A 21,095-nucleotide genomic window follows, 5' to 3' on the forward strand; every position below is an offset into this window, starting at 1 on the left:
CTTGGGAAAAATTTGTTTACATGCAGGCTGGACAGCCTGCCATCACAGCCCTTATCTTCCGCCACAGGTCACCGCAGTGACCAGCGTCGCTCGGACGGTTCCGGGCGCTTACGTTATCCGAGGCAACAATGGCTGAACAAGGTTCGCCGCGCCGCTTTGCGCGCATTGATCGACTCCCCCCTTACGTTTTCAACATCACCGCCGAGCTGAAGATGGCCGCGCGGCGTCGTGGTGAAGACATCATCGACTTGAGCATGGGCAACCCCGACGGGGCCACGCCGCCGCACATCGTCGAAAAACTGGTGCAGGTTGCACAGCGCGAAGACACCCACGGTTACTCCACGTCCAAGGGCATTCCGCGCCTGCGCCGGGCGATTTCCAACTGGTACAAGCAACGCTACGCGGTCGATATCGACCCGGAAAGCGAAGCCATTGTCACCATCGGTTCCAAGGAAGGCCTGGCGCATTTGATGCTGGCGACCCTGGATCAGGGCGACACGGTACTGGTGCCGAACCCGAGCTACCCGATTCACATCTACGGCGCGGTGATTGCCGGCGCCCAGGTGCGTTCGGTGCCGCTGGTGCCCGGCGTGGACTTCTTCGATGAGCTGGAGCGGGCGATTCGCGGTTCGATCCCGAAACCGAAAATGATGATCCTCGGCTTCCCGTCCAACCCCACCGCGCAGTGCGTCGAGCTGGATTTCTTCGAACGGGTGATCGCCCTCGCCAAGCAGTACGACGTGCTGGTGATTCACGACCTGGCTTACGCCGACATTGTCTACGACGGCTGGAAAGCCCCGTCGATCATGCAGGTGCCGGGCGCCAAGGACATCGCGGTGGAGTTTTTCACCCTGTCCAAGAGCTACAACATGGCCGGCTGGCGCATCGGTTTCATGGTTGGCAACCCGGAGCTGGTCAACGCTCTGGCGCGGATCAAGAGCTACCACGACTACGGCACATTCACCCCGCTGCAAGTGGCGGCGATTGCCGCGCTGGAAGGCGATCAGCAATGCGTGCGCGACATCGCCGAGCAGTATCGCCAGCGCCGCAACGTGCTGGTCAAAGGCCTGCATGAGCTGGGCTGGATGGTCGAGAATCCGAAGGCTTCGATGTACGTCTGGGCGAAGATTCCCGAGGCTTACGCGCATCTGGGTTCGCTGGAGTTCGCCAAAAAGCTGCTGGCCGAGGCCAAGGTCTGCGTCTCGCCGGGGGTGGGTTTTGGTGAGTATGGCGATGATCACGTGCGCTTTGCGCTGATCGAGAACCAGGACCGGATTCGTCAGGCGGTGCGCGGGATTCGCGGGATGTTCCGGGCGGATGGCCTGGCCCCGAAAACCACTGCCTGACACCTACCCCCCTGTGGGAGCGGGCTTGCTCGCGAAGGCGTCGTGTCAGTCAACATTTTCAGCGACTGATACACCGCTTTCGCGAGCAAGCCCGCTCCCACAGGGGTAATGCATTCAGCCTGATATCGTCGGGCACAAAAAAACCGCATCGCTGCGGTTTTTTTGTGCCTGCAAGAAGCTGTTTAAACGAACAGCGACAACAGCAGGATAAAGCCCAGGCCCACCACCGACAGGATGGTTTCCATCGCGGTCCAGGTCTTGAAGGTTTCGGCCACGGTCATGTTGAAGTACTGCTTCACCAGCCAGAAACCGGCGTCGTTCACGTGGGACAGGATCAACGAACCGGCACCGGTGGCCAGCACCAGCAGCTCACGGTTGACGCCCGGGATCATCCCCACCACCGGCACCACGATGCCGGCGCCCGTGATGGTCGCCACGGTGGCCGAACCGGTGGCGATACGAATCACCGCCGCCACCAGCCACGCCAGCAGGATCGGCGAGATCTGCGCGCTGACCGCCATGTGGCCGATCACGTCGCCCACACCACTGGTCACCAGCATCTGCTTGAAGCCACCACCGGCACCGATGATCAGGATGATCGCGGCGGTTGGCGCCAGGCTCGCGTCCAGCCACTTGAGCATCTGCTGCGAACCGATGCCCTGCTTGTGACCGAAGGTGTACAGCGACAGCAGCAAGGCCAGCAGCAGTGCCGAGATCGGGTGACCGATCATGTCCATCCAGGTGCGGAAGAAGTGACCGTCCGGCAGCGCCACGTCGGCGAAGGTTTTCAGGAGCATCAGGAAAACCGGCAACAGCACGGTAATCAGGGTGATGCTGAAGCTCGGCAACTTGGTTGAGTCGTCGCTTTCACGGGCCAGTTGATCAACCAGTTCCTGATTCGGATGACCGGGAATGTGCTTGGCAATGAACGTACCGAAGATCGGGCCGGCAATGATGGCGGTCGGCAGTGCAACGATCAGACCGTAAAGAATGGTCTTGCCGATGTCGGCGCCGAACACCCCGATGGCCAGCAGCGGGCCCGGGTGCGGTGGCACCAGACCGTGTACGGCGGACAGGCCGGCGAGCAGCGGGATACCGATCTTGATGATCGACACACCGGTGCGGCGGGCAACGATGAACACCAGCGGAATCAGCAGCACGAAGCCGATTTCAAAGAACAGCGGAATACCGACCAGGAACGCGGCGAACATCATCGCCCATTGCACTTTGTCCTTGCCGAACGCGCGGATCAGGGTCTGGGCGATCTGATCCGCCCCGCCGGATTCGGCCATCATTTTGCCGAGCATGGTGCCCAGCGCGAGGATGATGCCGACGAAACCGAGCACGCCACCGAAGCCGTCCTGGAACGCCTTGATGATCGTGCCGATCGGCATGCCGGACGTCAGGCCGAGGAACGCGGCTGCAATAGTCAGGGAGATAAAGGGGTGAATCTTGAATTTGGTAATCAGGACGATCAGTCCGATTACCGTGACCACTGCATCAAGCAGCAGAAACGTGTCGTGGGACATGCCAAACATTGGGGGTGTCTCCTGGCTTGTTGTTGTTATTAAAGCGGGTTAAACAGAATTCGTGAGGACAGCGCTAGCTCTTTCAACACACTCATACCGCCTGTTTCAGACCGTGGGCCTGCCACCAGACGTGCGCCTGGGCCGCCAGTTCTTCAACGCTGTGGATCGAAGCATTCAGTGCCAGGGTCAACGGCTCGCCGACCGGCGATTCGAGGGTGGCGAACTGGCTTTCGATCAACGTCGCCGGCATGAAGTGGCCCGGGCGATGGGACACGCGGTCGGCGGCAACTTCAGGGGTCAGCTCAAGAAACACGAAGCCCAGGCCCGGCAAGGCACTGCGCAACACTTCGCGGTAACTGTGTTTAAGGGCCGAGCAGGTCAGCACCGGGCGTTTACCCGATGCATCGACGCGACGCAGTTCATCGCACAGGCTGTCGAGCCAGCCGGCACGGTCGTCGTCGTTCAGGGGGATCCCCGCGCTCATCTTTTCGATGTTCGCGGCCGGATGGAAAGTATCGCCTTCAATGGCAGTGGCGCCGCTCAATTGGCACAGGGCCTCGCTGACGCACGTCTTGCCGCAACCGGCAACGCCCATGATGACCAGGGCGGTGATGGGATGACTCATATAACACCTCAGCGCGCAGACAGCGCTACCTTTGCTAGCTATGACTCTAGTGCACAGGCAGAAGTTGCCGACGCCTTCTTGTCGTTTTTTTGGGTTGCAGCAGGTTTGTTCCCAACGCCAAAAAGCGAAGATCAGGCAGGACCTCGCTTACGCATTTGCAGCTGCATCAGGACAGCGCTACCTTAGTGCCTTGATTTTTGTTTGGCAAGCCGCCCGATGACCACCCCTAAAAACGATAAAAACACTCGCACCACCGGCCGTCCCACCCTTAATGAAGTTGCCCGCCTCGCCGGCGTGAGCCCGATTACCGCCTCCCGCGCACTGCGCGGTGTCAGCACGGTCGCCACGGAACTGGTGGAAAAAGTGCAGAAAGCCGCGCTTGAACTCAACTACGTGGTCAACCCGGCAGCCCGCGCTCTGGCCTCGGCGCAGAGCCATTCGGTGGTGGTGCTGGTGCCGTCGCTGTCCAACCTGTTGTTCATCGATACGCTGGAAGCCATTCATCGGGTGCTCACGCCCAAGGGCTTCGAAGTGCTGATCGGCAACTTCCACTACTCGCGCGATGAAGAAGAAAACCTGCTGCGCAATTACATGGCTTATCAGCCGCGCGGTTTTCTGTTGACCGGGTTTGATCGCACGGAAAGTTCGCGACGGATGATCGAGGCCAGCAACATTCCCTGCGTGTACATGATGGAACTCGACAGCGCCGCCGGAGTGAACTGTGTGGGGTTCTCCCAGCTCAGTGCTGGCGAAACCGCTGCCGAACATTTGCTCTCTCGTGGGCGCAAGCGTCTGGCCTACATCGGTGCGCAACTCGATCAGCGCACCTTGTTGCGCGGTGAGGGTTTCCGCAAAGCCCTGCAGAAGGCCGGGCGTTATGACCCGGATCTGGAAGTGCTGACGCCGCGCTCCTCGTCCGTGGGCCTGGGCGGTGAGCTGTTCCTGCAACTGCTGGCGGCGCATCCGGATGTCGATGCAATCTTCTTCGGTAACGACGACCTGGCGCAGGGCGCGCTGCTCGAAGCGCTGCGCAACGGGATCAAGATCCCCGAGCAGGTGGCGATCCTCGGCTTCAACGACTTGCCGATGTCCGAACACATGGTGCCGCGCCTGAGCAGCATCAACACCCCGCGCGAGGCGATTGGCCGGCGCGCGGCGGAGCAGATGTTGACGTTGATGGCGGGGAATAGTGTGGCGCGGCCGGTGGAGGATATGGGTTTTGAATTGAAGATTCGCGAAAGTACCTGAAACCTCCTACAAGGATCGCCTGCACACTGCAAAATCCTGTGGGAGCGGGCTTGCTCGCGAAAGCGGTGGATCAGTCAGCACATACTTTTCTGACACACCGCCTTCGCGAGCAAGCCCGCTCCCACAGGAGATCTGTGTCGGGTTCAGTGGCTGAGCAGGTCGACGAGAGCCGACGCGCCCTTTTGCAGCGGCTGGCTCTTGAGCCACACCGCATGCACCGGCAGTACCAGGCCGTTTTCGATGTTGCGGAAATTCAGTCGCTTCAGTCGTCCGCTGTCCAGCCACGGCTGCACCACCGATAGCGGGAAATTGCCCCAGCCCAAACCTGCCTCGACCATCTCCAGCGCCGCTTCCAGGGTGTCGGTGCGCCAGTGCGACTCGGCCACCAGCGGCCGGGTTTCGCTGATTTCCAGGTCGCGACTGGCGACGACGATCTGCCGCACATGCACCAGGTCTTCGAGAAACAGATCCTGCCCCTGCAACAACGGACTGTCCGCCGCCAGCGTGGCGATCATCCGTTCGCTGCCGACAAACTGAAAACGCTCCAGCACGTTCATGCTCAACCCGGCGAACGCCAGGCACACGCTGACGCGGCCACTGTGCAGCATCGCCAGCACATCGTCCTGCGGCGCGGTCAGCACTTCGATGTCGAGCAGCGGATGACGCTCGGCAATCACCTTGATCGCGGCGAGCAAGCGGCGGCGGTCGATGTCGGCGACCACGCCAATCGACAACTTGCTCTCCAGCCCCAGCGACAACTCCACCGCGTGCACCTGCAGTTGCTTGAGCTGCTCGGCAATCAGCCGCGCGTGGGGCACCAGTGACAGTGCCATCGCCGTCGGCTGCGGTTCGCGGTGGCTGCGGTCGAACAAGGCATAGCCAAGCTCCGCCTCCAGATTGCCGATAGCCATGCTCACCGCCGACGGCACCCGTCCCAAAGCGCGGGCAGCAGCGGAAAACGAGCCACGTTCGATCACCGCGAGAAACAGTTCGATGCTGTCGCTGTTGAAATTCAAAACACCACCTATCACCAAAACTGAAAGCTACTGACTTTTTCTGTCACGCCTATTGAAGCTATCTTTTGCCGCCTTCGCCAGTCCCGCTGGCCAACCCGTTGCAAGAAAGAGGCAAATCTCCATGCAAGGCGTCAAACGCAAACTGGTCTACGTGTCGCTCTACGAAGTGATCGGCATGACCTTCTCCGCCCTCGGCCTGGCGCTGTTGTCCGGCACCTCGCCCGGCAGCACCGGCCCGCTGGCAGTGATCATCACCACCATCGCCGTGACCTGGAATTTCATCTACACCTCGCTGTTCGAGCAATGGGAAAGTCGCCAGAAATCGCGCACCCGCACGGTCAAACGGCGCATCGCTCATGCAGTCGGTTTTCAGCTGACACTGATCGTGTTCCTGATCCCGCTGATCGCCTGGTGGATGAACATCAGTCTGGTGCAGGCATTCCTGCTGGATCTGGCGCTGATCATCTTCATCCCGTGCTACACGTTCGCCTTCAACTGGCTGTTTGATCGCATTTTCGGCTTGCCGGCGTCGGCGCTGCCCGATTCGACCGCAGCGGCATAAATCGTTAATTGGTAAGCAGTTATTGCAAAAAATCGGCGGTTCCCCGGGGCTAACCGCCGAAATTCACAATCCGTGAACTCCGATAGCAGGCTAAGCTTTTCCATCAATAAAAAATGGATCCGCCGATGACTGCTCACGCCCCCGCCGCCGCGCAAAGCGACGGCATCGACCCGATACGCGCTGCCCAGATTTCTGCCCGCATCGACCGCCTGCCCGCCGTCGCCACCATCTGGCGGCTGGTGGCGCTGCTGTCGATTGGCGGTTTCTTCGAACTCTACGATTTGTTCCAGACCGCCTACATCAGTCCGGGGCTGATCCGTGACGGGATCTTCGCCACCGGCAATCAGGGCGTGTTCGGTTTCTCCGATCAGGCGGCGTTCGCGTCGGCGACCTTCCTTGGCCTGTTCCTCGGCGCCAGCCTGCTCAGTCCGTTGGCCGATCGTTTCGGCCGGCGCGCGATCTTCACCTTTGCGCTGGTCTGGTACACCGTGGCCACGGTGCTGATGGGCATCCAAAGCTCGGCGCTGGGCATCATCTGCATGCGCTTTCTGGTGGGTATCGGCCTCGGTATCGAGCTGGTGACCATCGACGCCTACCTCTCGGAACTCGTGCCCAAACGCATGCGCAGTTCGGCGTTTGCCTTCGCCTTTTTCGTGCAGTTTCTCTCGGTGCCGGCGGTGGCGTTGATGTCGTGGTGGCTGGTACCGCAGGCGCCGTTCGGTGTGTCGGGCTGGCGTTGGGTGGTGCTGGCGAGCGCGGTGTTTGCACTGTTCATCTGGTGGCTGCGCAAGCGACTGCCGGAGTCGCCCCGCTGGCTGGCGCAGCACGGGCGGTTCGATGAAGCGAACAGGATTCTCGACGACATCGAGGCGCGCTGCGAGAAGGATCATCGCCAACCGCTGGACGCTCCGGAAGCGGTGGCCGTCGATGTCGAGGGCAAGGGCCGCTTCGCCGATATCTGGCAGCCGCCGTACCGGCGTCGCGCGTTGATGCTGATCGTGTTTCACGTGTTCCAGGCGATCGGTTTCTTCGGTTTCGGCAACTGGCTGCCGGCGTTGCTGTCCGGCCAGGGTGTGAGCGTCACCCACAGCCTGATGTACGCGTTCATCATCACCCTCGCCTACCCGCTCGGGCCGTTGTTGTTCGTGAAGTTCGCCAACCGTTTCGAGAACAAATGGCAGATCGTCGGCTCGGCCCTCGGCGCCATGACCTTCGGCACTTTGTTCGCCTTACAGACCAGCGCCTTCGGCCTGATCTTCTGCGGGGTGATGATCACCTTCTGCAATGCCTGGCTGAGCTTCAGTTATCACTCGTACCAGAGCGAACTGTTCCCGACCAACATCCGTGCGCGGGCGGTGGGTTTCTGCTATTCGTTCAGCCGCTTGTCGACGGTATTCAGCAGCCTGCTGATCGGGCTGTTTCTCGACAACTTCGGCACGCCCGGAGTGCTGGCGTTCATCGTCAGCAGCATGCTGATCGTGATGCTGACCATCGGCTGGTTCGGCCCGCGTACGCGCAACCTGGCGCTGGAAAACATTGCCCATCGCTGAGGGCCATACGGTCATCCTCTGCCGCCTGACGGCAAGGGATGACCGCTTTTTTGTACATGCCATAGCAGTAACGCATTGAAATAAAATAACTTTCTTCAAAGGCACGCTAATTGCTCGGATACGCCCGTCAGCAATTATCCAAAGGTCTCCATCATGATGTTGGTCAGTGCCAAACAGCAGCAGCTCATCCACCTGCCCAAGCGGCTGGCGGATGACGCAACCACGACCGCCGCTGCCGGTCTGCAAAGCGGCCTGCACGGCGCCATGCTGCAATCGCTGCAGAACCAGGCTCAGTCGCAAGCCACCGATGCGACCTCCAGGGTCGAAGATTCGGCCACGCAGATCGCCACCCAGCAAGTGGCCGCCGCCACGCGCATCAGCGATAACGTCGACGAAGCCTTCGCCAAGACTCGCGTCGGCCTGCAAACCACTGATGCCTCCAGTTCCAAGCCCGCTGGCACGTCGGCCACCGACGAGTTCAAGGACTACATGAGCAAGTCGCCGGAACAGCGTCTGCGTGACAGCATCCTCAAAAGCATGGGTATTACCGAGGAAGACATCCAGAACATGCCGCCAGAGAAACAACTGGCCATCGGCAAAGAGATCGCCGAGCGTCTGCAGGACAAGATGAAGCTGGCGCAAGCGGAAAAAGACAACGCCAATGACGTCAAGGACAGCGACAAACTGGCGGACAAGTTTCTCGCGGCGCTTTGATCTGAAAGTTGCTTGGAAACCAATGTAGGAGTGAGCCTGCTCGCGATAGCGATACATCAGTTGCTTATCCAGTGACTGACGCACCGCAATCGCGAGCAGGCTCACTCCTACAGTTGTTGATGGGTGTCAGTTTAGTTGCAACGTCGCATTGAACTGCCCGATCGCATCCACCACATGCCGTGATCCTTGCTGAATCTCCAGGATCACCTCCCCCGCCTCGTTCGCCAGTTCCACACCCAGCCCGGTGCGGCTCAGGCTCGACTGCATGCTCGACACCGCACTCAGCGACAGGTCATGGTTTTTGCGCACCACTTCGACAATCTCCAGGGTCGCCTGACTGGTACGCGCCGCAAGACTGCGCACCTCGTCCGCCACCACCGCAAAACCGCGTCCGTGTTCACCGGCCCGGGCCGCTTCGATGGCGGCGTTGAGCGCCAGCAGGTTGGTCTGATCGGCGATGCCGCGAATGGTCTGGACGATGGTGCCGATGATGTCCGACTGTTTGCTCACCGCATCGATGCTCAGCGCCGCTTCGTTGAGGTCGCGGGAAATGTCCTGAATGATCTGTACGGTTTGTTGCACGACTTGTGAGCCTTTCTGCGCGCAGGCGTCGTTCTGTACCGAGGTGCTGTGGGCCGATTCCGCGGCGTTCTGCAGCGTGGTCATCTGGTTGGTGATGTCACTGGCGAACTTCACCACCTTGTACAAACGACCCTTGGTGTCGAACAGCGGGTTGTACGAAGCTTCGAGGTAAACCATCTGCCCGGACTTGTTCTTGCGCTCGAAACGGTGCGAGTGATATTCGCCGCGATTGAGCGACGCCCAGAACGCCTTGTACTGCGCCGATTCGGATTCGGAACGATGACAGAACATGCTGTGGTGATGGCCAACGATTTCGTTGAGCGAGTACTGCATGGTTTTCAGAAAGTTGTCGTTGGCGGTAATCACGTTGCCGTCCGGGGTGAACTCGATCACCGCCATCGAACGGCTGATCGCCGCGAGCATGCTCTCTTCTTCGTGCTCTTTGTTGACCCGGGCGGTAATGTCCGACGCGACTTTGATGACACTTTTGACTTGTTTGTCCGCGCCGTACACCGGCATGTAACTGGCTTCCAGCCAGATCTCCTTGCCGGACTTGTTCAGGCGCAAAAAGGTGCCGCTGATCGGCTCACCCCGGGCCAGGTCGCGCCACAATCTGGCGTACTCCTCGCTGCGGTAAAACGCTTCTTCGCAAAACACCCGGTGATGTTTGCCACGCACTTCCTCGGCGCTGTAACCCATGGTCTTGCAGAAGTTTTCGTTGGCATCCAGAACAATGCCTTCGGGGGTAAATTCGATCATCGCCATCGAACGGCTGATCGCTTCGAGCTTGGCGTTGGCTTCGGTCAAGGCGCAGCTGAAACGCTCGATTTCCCGCAGGTCAGCCTTGTGATGTAGGTTGAACATGGTTGTATCACCTTCCGCGCGTTCTTTTGATTAGATGAAAGTTCAGGTCTTTCAGCATCCACCACTACGTTCCACAGAACAGGCACACGCATTCCTCCACAGGAGGAAGTTGTCAGGTGATAAATGATGTTTAATCCGAGGGTCCATGCAGCGACGCTCTCATCAAGACATCCTTCTCTTGATAGCCCGGCGACGGGCCAGCCCTAACGTGCAGAAGAACTTCCATGTAAAACCCCGCTCCTTGTTGGTTCAGTGTCCGGTGCCTTGGGTTGCGCACTCTGGCAGCGTTGAAATCACGGCTAACAGATGACGGTCGACATAGTTAGTTACAGCACAGCATAGCCAGCGCCCTGCCGTGCGCAAGGCCACTAGTCGGCCAGTATCTGGCACTTTTTGCACAAGAAACGGTTCAGCGAGCCGTCGCGACTGCCGTCTCCGCCACCAGATCCAGCAACGCCTGCACCGCCGCTGACGGCGTCTGCCCCGCAGGCAGCACCAGCGAAAACACTCGTTCGATACGTGGCTGCAAGGCAATCACGCGCAAGCCCTGACGCTCGGCCGGCAAGGTCATTTCCGGCACCAGGGTCACGCCGAGGTTTTCCCGCACCAGAGTGAAGGCGCTGCTCCATTCGCGCACCTCGACCCGCACATCCTGCAACTGCAACCCGGCCTCGGCGGCGAGGCTGCGGGCGTTGGTCGAGCATCCGCCGGTGGCCAACACAAAAGGCAGCGCCGTCAGTTCCTGCAGGCTTACGCCTTGCTCGATTCCACGCAGCGCCAGCGGATGCCCTGCGGGAACGACCGCCACCCATGCGTCGCGACCCAATGGCCCGGCGTTGCGTTCGGGTGCCGGGTTGAGCACCACGCCGACATCCACCAGCCCGGCCGCGAGCAGGGTTTCCACCTCGTCATCGCTGACCTCCAGCGCCACCACTTCGATCCCCGGGTACAAGCGATTGAACTGGCGCAGCAGCGGTGGCAGAAAACTCGCCAGCACCATGGGAAAACTCGCCAGGCGGATCGTCCCGCGCAGCATCGGGCGCACGCTGTCGACGGTCTGGCGAATGGTTTGCAGCGCGCCGAGCATCAGCCGCGCCTGTTCGATCACCGGCAGGCCGATAGCGGTGGGCAAGGTCTGTCGGCTTTCGCGGCTGAATAGCTGCACGCCAAGGGTTTCTTCCATCAGCGCCAGGGCCTGGCTCGCGCCGGACTGGGTCATGCCGACCCTTTCGGCCGCGCGGGTTATGTTGCCGTGATCGGCCACGGCGACCACCAGCCGCCAATGCATCAGGTTCATCATGGCAGTAGCTGTCCTTATGGCTGCTATCTGAAAGATTAATTTTACCGAGGGTGCGGCGCACTATGACACTGGCGCCAAATCCTCACCAGAGAGCTGCCGATGAAGCTGTATTACGCCCCGCAAGCCTGTTCACTGGCGCCGCACATTGTGTTGCGCGAACTGAAGCTGCCCTTCGTGCTGATCCGCGTCGACAACCGCAGCAAGCGCACGGCCAGCGGCGAAGACTTTCTCGCAATCAATCCCAAGGGCTACGTCGCGGCCCTGCAACTGGACGACGGCGCGGTGCTGACCGAGGGCCCGGTGATCCTGCAATATCTGGCGGATCTGCAACCACAATCGGGACTGGCGCCAGCGCCCGGCAGCTTTGAACGGCTGCGTTTGCAGGAGTGGTTGAATTTCATTTCGAGCGAGATCCACGGCGGGCTTGGTGCGCTGTTCGATGAGCGTCTGCCGGCCGAGGTGATCAAGGAGAAGTTGTTCAAGCGTTTTGCGGTATTGGTCGCGGTGCTGGAGCAGCAGGATTATCTGTTGCCGAACGGCTTCAGCGTGGCGGATGCGTTGTTGTTTGTGGTGTTGCGCTGGGCCCGATTGTTCGGGATCGAGCTGGCGCAGTGGCCGGCGCTGGCGCGGTTTCAGGCGCGGGTCGAGCAGCGGCCGACCGTGATGGCGGCGTTGGCCGCGGAAGCGGCGTAAGTCTTTAGATCATTCGCGAGCAAGCCCGCTCCCACACTGGATTTGTGGCGTGCACGATCCCCCTGTGGGAGCGGGCTTGCTCGCGAAGGCGTCCGTTCAAACAATGCAGATCAACCGGCAGAAACTCAAAGCCCCGCCGTCACCTTGCTCGCCACCTCCCCCGGCACCCACGCCTGCCACACCTGCGGCTGATCACGCAAAAACGCTTCGGCGACCTGTCGCGGTGGCTGGCGCTTTTCGCTCATTCCGGCCAGCGTCTGGTTCAGCAGATCAATCGGCAAATCGACTTTCTCGAAGAACGATACCAGCTCGGGGTATTGCGCCTTGAACGGCGCCGACACGCCTATCGCCAGGCTGGCCGGCATCGAGCGGGTGCCCTTGGGATTCGGGTTATTGGCATCGGCCAGAGTCTTCCAGGCTTCGGCATCGAACGGTGGCTCTTCGAGCTTCACCAGTTTGAAGCGCCCGAGCAGCGGCGTCGGCGACCAGTAGTAGAACAGCACCGGTTTGCCGCGTTTGATCGACGACGCCACCTCGGCATCCAGCGCCGCGCCGGAGCCGGTGCGGAAGTTGACGTAGCTGTCGGTCAGCGCATAGGCCTTGAGCTTCTGGCTGTTGACGATCTCCGAGGTCCAGCCGGTCGGGCTGTTTAGGAAGCGTCCACGGCGCGGGTCTTCCGGGTCGCGGAATACGTCCTTGTAGCGCGGCAGGTCGGCCACCGATTTCAGCTCCGGTGCCAATGGTTTGATCCCGCGCTCGGGGTCGCCCTTGATCACGTATTCCGGCACCCACCAACCCTCGGTCGCGCCCTTGACCGTGTCGCCCAAGCCGAAGACCTTACCTTCATTGGCAGCCTTGACCCACGCCGGACTGCGCCCTGCCCATTCCTCGCCGATCACCTGAATATCGTTTTTCGCCAGCGCCGCTTCGAGGCTGACGGTGCTGCCCGGCAGCGTGTCGGTCGGGTAGCCGTAACCTTTCTCGACGATCAGGCGCAGCACTTCGGTGATGAAACTGCCGCTTTCCCAGGTGATGTCACCGAAGTGGATCGGCGCGGTTTTCTCCGCCGCCGAAACAGCGCCGACGCTCAGGCTCAGCGCCAGCAACGAACGGCCGAGCAGGGTTTTGATCGATCTCATGCGGACCTCTTGTCTGTCAGGATTTGGTTGGCGCTGTGGCGGTCGCACAGGGCCTGGGAACGACTCATGTAGACGCTGACCGAACGCTGGGAGATGCCCAGTTCGGCGGCGATTTGCGGGTAGGTCAGGCCATCGATCCGCGCCAGCAGGAAGGTCGAGCGGACTTTGCCGGGCAAACGTTGCAGGCTGTGATCGAGGCGTTTGAGGGTCTGGCTCTGTTGTGCGAGGTCTTCAGGCGAAGTGACAGCATCGACGTCGACCTGCTGCGCATGCCGGCGCTCCAGATCCGCCCGGCGCCAAAGCTGATAAAGCAGGCGTTGGGCAATCGTGGTGAGCATGGCGCGCGGTTCGCGTATCGCCGTGACACTGGGTGCCTGCAGCAATCGCGCGAAGGTTTCGGCAGCGATGTCTTCCGCGCCTGCGGCGTCGTACAGATGTCGACGCAGGTAAGTGCACAGCCAGCGGTAGTGAGCGCGGAACAGCACGTCGAGATGATTGTGGTAAACGGTATCGGCGCCGGACATAAGGGCTCCTGAATAAGGGTCGCTGAATGTCCGGTGATCCGGTGGCGCGATCGTAGCAAGGCGCCTTATGCATTAATAATATCTATATTTCATTTTTATATTTCTTTTGGATATATAAGCAAAAGATCGCAGCCTTCGGCAGCTCCTACTTTGAAATGCGTTCAACCTGTAGGAGCTGCCGAAGGCTGCGATCTTTTAGCGCAAGCGGCCGTAGCCTAACTCTTCAGCCTCACGCTGATATTCGAGCACGATCTGATAATCGCTTTCGCTGGCGGGCAAAACTTCAGGCAAGCCGAGGATCTGCGCCACATCAGGCAGCTCACGCAACGCCCGATTCATCACCCGGCGCAACTGTTCTATCTGCTCGTCCGTGGCAGTAGCGACGGTGATAAAAGGCAAGGTCGGGCTGAACGCACTGCGCGCCACCACCCGCAATCCACTGACTTCCTCAGGCGCATGCTGAGCGAGGTAGGCATAGGTCACGCTGTCAATGGCCGCCAGATCGGCGCGCTCTTCACGCAGCCAGCGCAGGCTTTCGCGGTGCGCCCCACTGATGCCGAGCGTGGCGAAGAACTGCCCGTCGCGATGCAACGGCGCCAGGCGCTGGCGCAACAGGTTCATGCCGCTGTTGGAATCTTCGCTATTGATCACCCCGCGACTGCCGCGAAAGTCCGCCAGGGTTTTGCGCGCATCGTCGGCGCGGCTGAGGATCAGGCTGCAGTGATTGCCGGCGCTGGCGTCGGGCAATTCGTAGCGCGGGCAACCGACGATGCGTACTTGACCGCGCAGCAGGGTCATCAGCGGATACCCGCAGGTCTGGGTCAGCAGCAGATCCGGCGACAACCAAAGCTCGGGGAGCGACAGGCTTGCGGCGTTGAGGCGGGAATGGCCGAGGTGTTCGAGAATGCGGGCGATCCAGCGTTCGTTGGCCGCGCGAATGGGCTCGGGGGCGGTGTACATCAGCAGTTCGAGATGGTGTTGGGTCATACACGTTATTCCCGGACAACAGATTTCCACTGTAGGCCTTCGCCTGCTCGCGATAGCGGTGTGTCAGTAACCTTTTTCGTTGATTGACACACCGCTATCGCGAGCAGGCTCACTCCTACAAGGGTTTTGTGGTGTTTTTGAGGTTAGTGGTAAGGATGTTGCGGACTGTCGATCGGCTTCAAACCGTGCTGCCGCCACAACTGCCCATAACCCTGCACCAAAAATCCGCCACTGCGCTCTACCCATTGCTCGCGGCGCATCCGGTAGGCCGCTGGCAAGTCGTACCACGCCAGCCCCGGCAGGTCGTGATGCACCAGATGAAAATTCAGATTCAGAAACAGCCAGCGCCACGGCCAACCGGCCTCGTTGAGCACGGTGCGCTGCTCCGGTTGAGCGTGCGGGCGGTGTTCATAGTAGGAGCGGATCATCGCGATCGACAGTGCCGGCACACTGATCAGCAGCAGGTAATGCCAGACCGGCAGCACGCTGAAGCGCGCGATAAACCACAGCATCAACACGCTGAACGCACCGTGGGTCAGCCACATCAGCCAGGCCTGACGCTCGCGGTTTTTCAGGCGTTGCAGTTCTTCCGCGGCCAACGACAGTAGTCCCAGCGGCGCACCAATCGCAAAACGCCCGACCACGGTTTTGTTCAGCCAGTGCAGGCTGCGTTCGAACAAAGAACTGCCCTGCCAACGCACCGCCGTCAGATAACGGCTTTCCGGATCGATGCCGGGCACGGTCAGGTGTTCATCGCGGTGATGCAACAGATGGCTGTCTCGGTAGAGCGTGTACGGGTACCACACCGCAAAGGGTGCATAACCGAGGATTTTGTTGAAAAGCACCGAGCGGGTCGGATGCCCATGCAGCAATTCATGCTGCACCGACAGCCACAGCACCAGCAGCGGAATCAGCAGCAATGTGCTCAAGCCGCGACCGAGCCACTGACTGTTGATGATGATCGCGAACCAGCCGCCATACACGCCGATCAGTAGCAGCCATGTCGGCCATTCGGTGCGGGCGGTGAAGCGCTGGCGCAGGGTTTCGATCTGCTGGCGATGGTCGGCGTCGAAGTAATTCGGCATGGCGTGGCTCGGAACGGGAATCTTCCCCTTCTGTGCAACGAAGCCGAGCAATCTTGCAGTTTATTTTTGCGCTGAAACGGGAGCCCGGGGGACGGGCTCCCGAAGGACGTGATCAATGACCGAAGATATCGACTTTCTTGGCCTTCTTCTCTGCACGTTTTTCAATCGCGGTCTTGGCCGGTTTCTTCTTCGCGGCTTTCTTTGAATCCATACCTTTGGACATGATGCGTACTCCACTCACAGGGATGTAGGCTCAGGTATACACCTATCCAGCATCGCCCGTTCTTTTATAATCGGCGCTTTGCCCGCCGCCAGTCCGATCCCATGCCCGATACCCAGTACAGCCTGCTCGACGAGCCTTTGTGGCCGTTGATGAACAAGTTTTACCGCCGCCACCAATCGTCAATGAAGGCGGTGCGCGATGCGCAGTTGTGGGTGGCCCGTCGCGAGGACATCATCGCCGCCCTGTGCCTGCGGCCGGTGGCGGGCGGGTATTGGTTGACCGGGTTGTTTGTCGATCCGGGTTGCCGTGAGCAAGGGATCGCCGCGCAGTTGATCGCGACGGCAGTGAAGGATCTGCAGGAGCCGGTGTGGCTGTTCTGCCATCCGGATTTGCGCGGTTTTTATGAGCGGCGTGGCTTCAGTTTCGACCCTGCCCTGCCCTATGCGCTGGCCGAACGGTTGAGCCGGTATGCGCGGAGCAAGCCGATGATTGCGATGGGGCTGACACCGCATTCAATCTAAGATCACAGATACCCTTGTGGGAGCGGGCTTGCTCGCGAAGGCGTCTTGTCAGTCGCTGCATCAATTGACTGATACGACGCCTTCGCGAGCAAGCCCGCTCCCACATTGGGATAGAGGTGTTCTCAGGATCAGTCGTCAGCTGTGGGATCGAGATCCGGGAACATCACTTCGGTAAAGCCGAATTTGCTGAAGTCGGTAATCCGCGACGGATACAAGCGGCCGATCAGATGATCGCACTCATGCTGCACCACCCGCGCATGAAAGCCTGACGCCACGCGCACGATCGGCTCGCCCTTGGGATCAAAGCCTTCGTAGCGAATCTGCTGATAACGATCCACCGCACCGCGCAGGCCGGGCACCGACAGGCAGCCTTCGAATCCCTCTTCGGTCAGCGGACTCAGCGGCGTGATCAGCGGATTAATCAGGATCGTCTGCGGCACCGCTTCGGCGTCCGGGTAGCGTTCGCTGTGCTCGAAACCGAAGATCACCAGTTGCAGGTCGACGCCGATCTGCGGCGCGGCCAAGCCGACGCCACCGACACTTTCCATGGTCTGGAACATGTCATCGATCAGTTGCCACAGCTCGGGGCTGTCGAACATTTCCGGCGGCACCGGTGGGGCGATGCGCAGCAGGCGTTCGTCGCCCATTTTGAGGATTTCACGAATCATGGTCGGGCTTCGTCAGTGTCCGGCTTGAGCGAGTGGTCGCGCCCCAGGCCCGAGACATGTTGTTTGGGATGTTCATCGAGTTCGCCGGGGACTTTCTCGCCCTCGTCCTTGCCCTCGCTGGACATGTGTTCGATCACCGCATTCATCTCCGCGCCAAGCAGCAGTACCGCCGAGGAAATGTAGAAATACAGCAACAGCACGATGATCGCCCCGATGCTGCCATACATCGCGTTGTAGTTGGCGAAGGTTTTGACGTAGAACGCAAAGCCCAGCGAGGCGATGATCCACACCACCACGGCCAGCACCGAGCCGGGGGTGATGAAACGGAATTCCTGTTTGACGTCGGGCATCACGTAGTAGATCAGTGCCACCGCGACCATCATCAGGATCACGATCACCGGCCAGCGCGCAATCGTCCACACGGTGACGATGAAGTCTTCCAGGCCCACTTGCGCGGCAATCCAGCCCATCACCTGCGGCCCGAGCACCATCAGTGCGGCCGCCACCAGCAACATGCCGGCGATGCCGATGGTGTAGAACACCGACAGCGGGAAGCGCTTCCAGATCGGCCGACCCTCGACTACGTCGTAAGCGGCGTTCATCGCGCTCATCATCAGCCGCACGCCGGCAGACGCGGTGTACAGGGCGATGACGATACCGACCGAAAGCAAACCGCCCTTGGACTGTTGCAACTGGTCGATCACCGGGTTGACCTGTTCCAGCGCCTGCGGTGGCAGCACCAGTTCCGACTGCAGGCGCAGCCAGCTGAAGAAGTCCGGCAGGTGCAGGAAACCGATCAGGGCGATCAAAAACAGAATGAACGGGAACAGCGAGAACAGCATCTGGTAGGCCAGCGCCGAGGCATAGGTCGACATCTCGTCGTCGACGAATTCAGTGACCGTGCGCACCATCACCCGGTGCAGTGGCAGACCTTTCATGTCTGGAAAAATCATTCGCGTCTCCTTTCGCCGCATTACAGGTTGAAGTCGTGGCGACTCAGGGGCCGTTTTCTACATCACGGTAGCCTACTTGGCGACCTTCGTGGATGGCTGTCGGGTTTTGACACAAAAACGGCCATCCTTGGATGGCCGCTCGTGTATTTCGTTCAAGGCCCGATTACGCCTTGTCGACACCTTTCTTGACGGCGTCTTTGGCTTTGCCCACTGCTTGTTGAGCTTCGCCTTTTTTCTCTTGAACCTTGCCTTCGGCCTGCAGCTTGCTGTTGTCGGTTGCTTTACCGACGCCTTGCTTGACGTTGCCGACCGCTTCGTTGGCCATGCCTTTTACTTTATCGCCAGTGCTACTCATGGTGTTTCTCCTTGGTGCATTGAAGGGGAAAAGTCAGTACGTATTGATTGACTGGCCGGGTTTGCCACGAGTTTCATTTATTTTTGCCGTTCATTTCGTCGTGCAATGCAGGTTGGGCTTTATGTTTGCCCCGCAAGCCCCGAGAATGCGCAGCTATGGGCGCGGTGCGCCAACGATCAGATCCCGCAGGAATGTTATGAAACTCGATAAAAAGCAGGCCATTGCCCGTCGCAACCAGGAACTGGGCGGCGCTGTGCTCGGCACCAACAACTGCCACTTCGCCGAACTGAACCGCAACCGCAACATCTGGTGGTTCGACCTGCCGGTGACGCGCCTGGCCGTCGGGCAATACGAGTGGATTCACCTGCTGATGCACACCCCGGCCACCGACGAACTGTTGCACCTGAAAGTGCCGACGGTGTTCCTGCGGGAAAAGCTCGAAGGGCTGGTGATTCGCAACGAAGGCAAGCGCAAGGCGGCGTTGAGCCTGGAATTGAGTGCGGACAAGGATTCGTACCTGCAGGACATGCGCCCGGCGGGGACCAACGTGAATTTCGCGCCGTTCCGCCAGTAACCGAAAAGCTTCGCGAGCAAGCCCGCTCCCACATTTGACTGTATTCCAACTGGAGGAACGCGGTTGAATGTGGGAGCGGGCTTGCTCGCGAAGGCGGCATAACAGTCACTACAGATCCACCACCTACTCCAACAAAAAGCCCCGCATCTGCGGGGCTTTTTGCTTCAGGCGGCGGACTTGGCCTTGATCTTCTTCAGCTCTTCATCACGCAACTCACGGCGCAGGATCTTGCCGACGTTGGTGGTCGGCAGCGCATCGCGGAACTCCACCGAACGCGGCACCTTGTAACCGGTGACGTTGGCGCGCATGTGGTCCATCACGGTTTCCTTGGTCAGGGTCACGCCCGGTTTGACGACGATAAAAATCTTGATCGCCTCGCCCGACTTCTCGTCCGGCACGCCGATGGCCGCGCACTGCAACACGCCCGGCAGGGTCGCCAGCACGTCTTCCAGTTCGTTCGGGTAAACGTTGAAACCGGAGACCAGGATCATGTCTTTCTTGCGATCGACGATGCGCATGTAGCCATCGGGCTGGATCAGTGCGATGTCACCGGTCTTCAGCCAGCCTTCGCTGTCGAGGATCTCGTCGGTGGCGTCCTGACGCTGCCAGTAGCCCTTCATCACTTGCGGGCCCTTGACGCACAGCTCGCCGATTTCGCCCATAGGCTGCTCGACACCGGCATCGTCGATGACTTTGCACAGGGTCGACGGCACCGGAATACCGATGGTGCCGATCTGGATGTTCTGGATCGGGTTGACCGTGGCCACCGGGCTCGTTTCGGTCATGCCGTAACCTTCGCAGATCGAGCAACCGGTCACCGCTTTCCAGCGCTCGGCCGCGGCCAGTTGCAGGGCCATGCCGCCGGACAGAGTGACTTTCAGGTTGGAGAAGTCCAGCTTGCGGAAACCTTCGTTGTTGCACAGCGCGACGAACAGCGTGTTGAGGCCGACGAAACCGCTGAACTTCCACTTCGACAGTTCCTTGACCATCGCCGGCAGGTCGCGCGGGTTGCTGATCAGGATGTTGTGGTTGCCGATCAACATCATCGCCATGCAATGAAAGGTGAACGCATAAATGTGGTACAGCGGCAGCGGCGTGATCAGGATCTCGCAACCTTCATTGAGGTTGGAGCCCATCAGCGCCTTGCACTGCAGCATGTTGGCGACGAGGTTGCGATGGGTGAGCATCGCGCCTTTGGCCACGCCGGTGGTGCCGCCGGTGTACTGCAACACCGCGACATCGCTGCTGTGCGGATTGGCTTCGGCCACAGGCTGGCCCTGGCCCTTGCTCAGCACGTCGTTGAACTTGACGGCTTTAGGCAGGTGATAGGCCGGCACCATCTTCTTCACGTACTTGATCACGCTGTTGATCAGCAGGCGTTTGACCGGTGGTAGGAGGTCGGCGACTTCGGTGACGATGACGTGTTTGACCCCGGTTTTCGGCACCACGGCTTCAGCCAGGTGCGCCATGTTGGCCAGGCAGACAAGCGCTTTGGCGCCGGAGTCGTTGAATTGGTGTTCCATTTCCCGCGCGGTGTACAGCGGGTTGGTGTTGACCACGATCAGCCCGGCGCGAATCGCACCGAAGACGGCGACCGGGTACTGCAGAACGTTGGGCAGTTGCACGGCGATTCGATCACCGGGCTGCAAGTCGGTATGCTGTTGCAGATACGCGGCAAACGCACCGGACAATTCGTACAGTTCACCGTAGGTGATTGTCTTGCCCAGGTTGCTGAAAGCCGGCTTGTTGGCGAAGCGTTGGCAGGATTGCTTCAACACTGCCTGAATATTCGGGTACTCGTCTGGATTGATGTCGGCAGCAATTCCAGCCGGGTATTTATCCTTCCAAAAGTCTTCGATCATGGAAGCCCACTCCTCAGCAACGCGAATTCTTCACCGCATTTGATGCGATTATTATTGGTGTGTGTTTTGTATTGGTGAATCTGGCTTTTCTACAGGCCGAGAAGTCACAAAGCGCGCCGAGAGTAGCAGCTTTGCCGAGGGCCGACTAGAGCCAAAAGCGGCCTCCATGGTCACT

Annotated in this window: 21 protein-coding genes and 1 pseudogene; 8 read left to right on the top strand and 14 right to left on the bottom strand. The window is 60.0% G+C overall.

What is annotated here, in order from left to right:
• Positions 1-128 precede the first annotated feature (128 nt).
• Positions 129-1,346 carry an alanine transaminase gene (alaC, locus tag AC1RBR_RS20425; RefSeq protein ID WP_095137080.1) on the top strand — a complete coding sequence of 406 codons (1,218 nt, stop codon included), beginning with the start codon at positions 129-131 and terminating at the stop codon, positions 1,344-1,346.
• Positions 1,347-1,528: 182 nt separating this feature from the next.
• On the opposite strand, the gene AC1RBR_RS20430 is transcribed toward alaC, so the two are convergent.
• Together AC1RBR_RS20430 and AC1RBR_RS20435 are read right to left on the bottom strand one after the other, a co-directional pair.
• The gene (locus AC1RBR_RS20430; protein ID WP_095137079.1) at positions 1,529-2,884 is read right to left on the bottom strand and encodes a GntP family permease; all 1,356 of its coding nucleotides are present in this window, start codon (positions 2,882-2,884) and stop codon (positions 1,529-1,531) included.
• Between the two features lie 82 nt (positions 2,885-2,966).
• Positions 2,967-3,500: a gluconokinase gene (locus AC1RBR_RS20435; RefSeq protein WP_027612589.1), complete on the bottom strand. Its 534-nt coding sequence runs from the start codon at positions 3,498-3,500 to the stop codon at positions 2,967-2,969.
• Between the two features lie 216 nt (positions 3,501-3,716).
• Here AC1RBR_RS20435 and gntR point away from each other — a divergent pair, with 216 nt between their 5' ends.
• The gene (gene gntR / locus AC1RBR_RS20440) at positions 3,717-4,748 is read left to right on the top strand and encodes an HTH-type transcriptional regulator GntR (protein WP_007917805.1); all 1,032 of its coding nucleotides are present in this window, start codon (positions 3,717-3,719) and stop codon (positions 4,746-4,748) included.
• A 143-nt stretch (positions 4,749-4,891) separates the two neighbouring features.
• Here the strand turns inward: gntR and AC1RBR_RS20445 are convergent, their stop codons facing one another.
• The gene (locus AC1RBR_RS20445; RefSeq protein WP_166496491.1) at positions 4,892-5,764 is read right to left on the bottom strand and encodes a LysR family transcriptional regulator; all 873 of its coding nucleotides are present in this window, start codon (positions 5,762-5,764) and stop codon (positions 4,892-4,894) included.
• Between the two features lie 121 nt (positions 5,765-5,885).
• On the opposite strand from AC1RBR_RS20445, the gene AC1RBR_RS20450 reads away from it, so the two are divergent.
• The 3 genes from AC1RBR_RS20450 to AC1RBR_RS20460 all read left to right on the top strand — a co-directional run bounded on the left by AC1RBR_RS20450 (position 5,886) and on the right by AC1RBR_RS20460 (position 8,590).
• A complete protein-coding gene (locus AC1RBR_RS20450) occupies positions 5,886-6,326 on the top strand; it encodes a PACE efflux transporter (RefSeq protein WP_492566332.1) in 441 nt (146 codons plus the stop codon).
• 125 nt (positions 6,327-6,451) lie between these two features.
• Positions 6,452-7,876 carry an MFS transporter gene (locus AC1RBR_RS20455; protein WP_492566334.1) on the top strand — a complete coding sequence of 475 codons (1,425 nt, stop codon included), beginning with the start codon at positions 6,452-6,454 and terminating at the stop codon, positions 7,874-7,876.
• A gap of 156 nt (positions 7,877-8,032) precedes the next feature.
• Positions 8,033-8,590: a hypothetical protein gene (locus tag AC1RBR_RS20460; protein ID WP_492567263.1), complete on the top strand. Its 558-nt coding sequence runs from the start codon at positions 8,033-8,035 to the stop codon at positions 8,588-8,590.
• Between the two features lie 126 nt (positions 8,591-8,716).
• Here the strand turns inward: AC1RBR_RS20460 and AC1RBR_RS20465 are convergent, their stop codons facing one another.
• The 3 genes and pseudogenes from AC1RBR_RS20465 to AC1RBR_RS20475 all read right to left on the bottom strand — a co-directional run bounded on the left by AC1RBR_RS20465 (position 8,717) and on the right by AC1RBR_RS20475 (position 11,336).
• Positions 8,717-9,256 carry a methyl-accepting chemotaxis protein gene (locus AC1RBR_RS20465; RefSeq protein WP_256214240.1) on the bottom strand — a complete coding sequence of 180 codons (540 nt, stop codon included), beginning with the start codon at positions 9,254-9,256 and terminating at the stop codon, positions 8,717-8,719.
• Positions 9,257-9,259: 3 nt separating this feature from the next.
• Positions 9,260-10,036 (bottom strand): annotated as a pseudogene (locus AC1RBR_RS20470) (PAS domain-containing protein); the annotation flags it as partial.
• A gap of 409 nt (positions 10,037-10,445) precedes the next feature.
• Complete coding sequence (locus tag AC1RBR_RS20475) at positions 10,446-11,336, bottom strand: LysR family transcriptional regulator (protein ID WP_253151382.1); 891 nt, start codon at positions 11,334-11,336, stop codon at positions 10,446-10,448.
• Positions 11,337-11,435: 99 nt separating this feature from the next.
• Here AC1RBR_RS20475 and gstA point away from each other — a divergent pair, with 99 nt between their 5' ends.
• Positions 11,436-12,029: a glutathione transferase GstA gene (gstA, locus tag AC1RBR_RS20480; protein ID WP_492566336.1), complete on the top strand. Its 594-nt coding sequence runs from the start codon at positions 11,436-11,438 to the stop codon at positions 12,027-12,029.
• A gap of 125 nt (positions 12,030-12,154) precedes the next feature.
• Here gstA and AC1RBR_RS20485 read toward each other — a convergent pair whose 3' ends face one another.
• The 4 genes from AC1RBR_RS20485 to AC1RBR_RS20500 form a co-directional block, all read right to left on the bottom strand.
• On the bottom strand, positions 12,155-13,168 hold the full coding sequence (locus AC1RBR_RS20485) for an ABC transporter substrate-binding protein (RefSeq protein WP_182402137.1): 1,014 nt from the start codon (positions 13,166-13,168) through the stop codon (positions 12,155-12,157).
• A complete protein-coding gene (locus AC1RBR_RS20490) occupies positions 13,165-13,692 on the bottom strand; it encodes a sigma-70 family RNA polymerase sigma factor (RefSeq protein ID WP_492566338.1) in 528 nt (175 codons plus the stop codon). Before AC1RBR_RS20490 ends, AC1RBR_RS20485 begins: the two co-directional genes overlap by 4 nt.
• Before the next feature lie 195 nt (positions 13,693-13,887).
• Complete coding sequence (locus AC1RBR_RS20495) at positions 13,888-14,679, bottom strand: phosphate/phosphite/phosphonate ABC transporter substrate-binding protein (protein WP_492566340.1); 792 nt, start codon at positions 14,677-14,679, stop codon at positions 13,888-13,890.
• A 143-nt stretch (positions 14,680-14,822) separates the two neighbouring features.
• Positions 14,823-15,764, bottom strand: a complete 942-nt coding sequence (locus tag AC1RBR_RS20500; protein WP_492566342.1) for a fatty acid desaturase — start codon at positions 15,762-15,764, stop codon at positions 14,823-14,825.
• A gap of 324 nt (positions 15,765-16,088) precedes the next feature.
• Between AC1RBR_RS20500 and AC1RBR_RS20505 the strand changes: the two genes are divergently transcribed.
• The gene (locus tag AC1RBR_RS20505) at positions 16,089-16,508 is read left to right on the top strand and encodes a GNAT family N-acetyltransferase (protein ID WP_492566344.1); all 420 of its coding nucleotides are present in this window, start codon (positions 16,089-16,091) and stop codon (positions 16,506-16,508) included.
• Between the two features lie 128 nt (positions 16,509-16,636).
• Here AC1RBR_RS20505 and def read toward each other — a convergent pair whose 3' ends face one another.
• The 3 genes from def to AC1RBR_RS20520 all read right to left on the bottom strand — a co-directional run bounded on the left by def (position 16,637) and on the right by AC1RBR_RS20520 (position 18,484).
• Entirely contained in the window at positions 16,637-17,176 is a 540-nt protein-coding gene (gene def / locus AC1RBR_RS20510) for a peptide deformylase (RefSeq protein WP_003227403.1), read from the bottom strand.
• Complete coding sequence (locus AC1RBR_RS20515; protein ID WP_095137067.1) at positions 17,173-18,129, bottom strand: YihY/virulence factor BrkB family protein; 957 nt, start codon at positions 18,127-18,129, stop codon at positions 17,173-17,175. The genes def and AC1RBR_RS20515 overlap by 4 nt, the downstream gene beginning before the upstream one ends.
• A 163-nt stretch (positions 18,130-18,292) precedes the next feature.
• On the bottom strand, positions 18,293-18,484 hold the full coding sequence (locus tag AC1RBR_RS20520; RefSeq protein WP_414868301.1) for a CsbD family protein: 192 nt from the start codon (positions 18,482-18,484) through the stop codon (positions 18,293-18,295).
• Between the two features lie 196 nt (positions 18,485-18,680).
• Between AC1RBR_RS20520 and AC1RBR_RS20525 the strand changes: the two genes are divergently transcribed.
• Positions 18,681-19,058: a hypothetical protein gene (locus AC1RBR_RS20525; protein WP_007969330.1), complete on the top strand. Its 378-nt coding sequence runs from the start codon at positions 18,681-18,683 to the stop codon at positions 19,056-19,058.
• A gap of 164 nt (positions 19,059-19,222) precedes the next feature.
• Here the strand turns inward: AC1RBR_RS20525 and fadD1 are convergent, their stop codons facing one another.
• The gene (gene fadD1, locus AC1RBR_RS20530) at positions 19,223-20,920 is read right to left on the bottom strand and encodes a long-chain-fatty-acid--CoA ligase FadD1 (protein WP_166496482.1); all 1,698 of its coding nucleotides are present in this window, start codon (positions 20,918-20,920) and stop codon (positions 19,223-19,225) included.
• Positions 20,921-21,095 lie beyond the last annotated feature (175 nt).

It is taken from the genome of Pseudomonas sp. GW823-FHT01D03 (genome assembly GCF_058798255.1).

What these genes read in the sequence shown, in the direction of transcription:
- alaC (WP_095137080.1), top strand. Translation starts at nt 129, where the DNA reads ATGGCTGAACAAGGTTCGCCGCGCCGCTTTGCGCGCATTGATCGACTC.
- AC1RBR_RS20430 (WP_095137079.1), bottom strand. Translation starts at nt 2,884, where the DNA reads ATGTTTGGCATGTCCCACGACACGTTTCTGCTGCTTGATGCAGTGGTC.
- AC1RBR_RS20435 (WP_027612589.1), bottom strand. Translation starts at nt 3,500, where the DNA reads ATGAGTCATCCCATCACCGCCCTGGTCATCATGGGCGTTGCCGGTTGC.
- gntR (WP_007917805.1), top strand. Translation starts at nt 3,717, where the DNA reads ATGACCACCCCTAAAAACGATAAAAACACTCGCACCACCGGCCGTCCC.
- AC1RBR_RS20450 (WP_492566332.1), top strand. Translation starts at nt 5,886, where the DNA reads ATGCAAGGCGTCAAACGCAAACTGGTCTACGTGTCGCTCTACGAAGTG.
- AC1RBR_RS20455 (WP_492566334.1), top strand. Translation starts at nt 6,452, where the DNA reads ATGACTGCTCACGCCCCCGCCGCCGCGCAAAGCGACGGCATCGACCCG.
- AC1RBR_RS20460 (WP_492567263.1), top strand. Translation starts at nt 8,033, where the DNA reads ATGTTGGTCAGTGCCAAACAGCAGCAGCTCATCCACCTGCCCAAGCGG.
- AC1RBR_RS20465 (WP_256214240.1), bottom strand. Translation starts at nt 9,256, where the DNA reads ATGACCACGCTGCAGAACGCCGCGGAATCGGCCCACAGCACCTCGGTA.
- AC1RBR_RS20475 (WP_253151382.1), bottom strand. Translation starts at nt 11,336, where the DNA reads ATGATGAACCTGATGCATTGGCGGCTGGTGGTCGCCGTGGCCGATCAC.
- gstA (WP_492566336.1), top strand. Translation starts at nt 11,436, where the DNA reads ATGAAGCTGTATTACGCCCCGCAAGCCTGTTCACTGGCGCCGCACATT.
- AC1RBR_RS20485 (WP_182402137.1), bottom strand. Translation starts at nt 13,168, where the DNA reads ATGAGATCGATCAAAACCCTGCTCGGCCGTTCGTTGCTGGCGCTGAGC.
- AC1RBR_RS20490 (WP_492566338.1), bottom strand. Translation starts at nt 13,692, where the DNA reads ATGTCCGGCGCCGATACCGTTTACCACAATCATCTCGACGTGCTGTTC.
- AC1RBR_RS20495 (WP_492566340.1), bottom strand. Translation starts at nt 14,679, where the DNA reads ATGACCCAACACCATCTCGAACTGCTGATGTACACCGCCCCCGAGCCC.
- AC1RBR_RS20500 (WP_492566342.1), bottom strand. Translation starts at nt 15,764, where the DNA reads ATGCCGAATTACTTCGACGCCGACCATCGCCAGCAGATCGAAACCCTG.
- AC1RBR_RS20505 (WP_492566344.1), top strand. Translation starts at nt 16,089, where the DNA reads ATGCCCGATACCCAGTACAGCCTGCTCGACGAGCCTTTGTGGCCGTTG.
- def (WP_003227403.1), bottom strand. Translation starts at nt 17,176, where the DNA reads ATGATTCGTGAAATCCTCAAAATGGGCGACGAACGCCTGCTGCGCATC.
- AC1RBR_RS20515 (WP_095137067.1), bottom strand. Translation starts at nt 18,129, where the DNA reads ATGATTTTTCCAGACATGAAAGGTCTGCCACTGCACCGGGTGATGGTG.
- AC1RBR_RS20520 (WP_414868301.1), bottom strand. Translation starts at nt 18,484, where the DNA reads ATGAGTAGCACTGGCGATAAAGTAAAAGGCATGGCCAACGAAGCGGTC.
- AC1RBR_RS20525 (WP_007969330.1), top strand. Translation starts at nt 18,681, where the DNA reads ATGAAACTCGATAAAAAGCAGGCCATTGCCCGTCGCAACCAGGAACTG.
- fadD1 (WP_166496482.1), bottom strand. Translation starts at nt 20,920, where the DNA reads ATGATCGAAGACTTTTGGAAGGATAAATACCCGGCTGGAATTGCTGCC.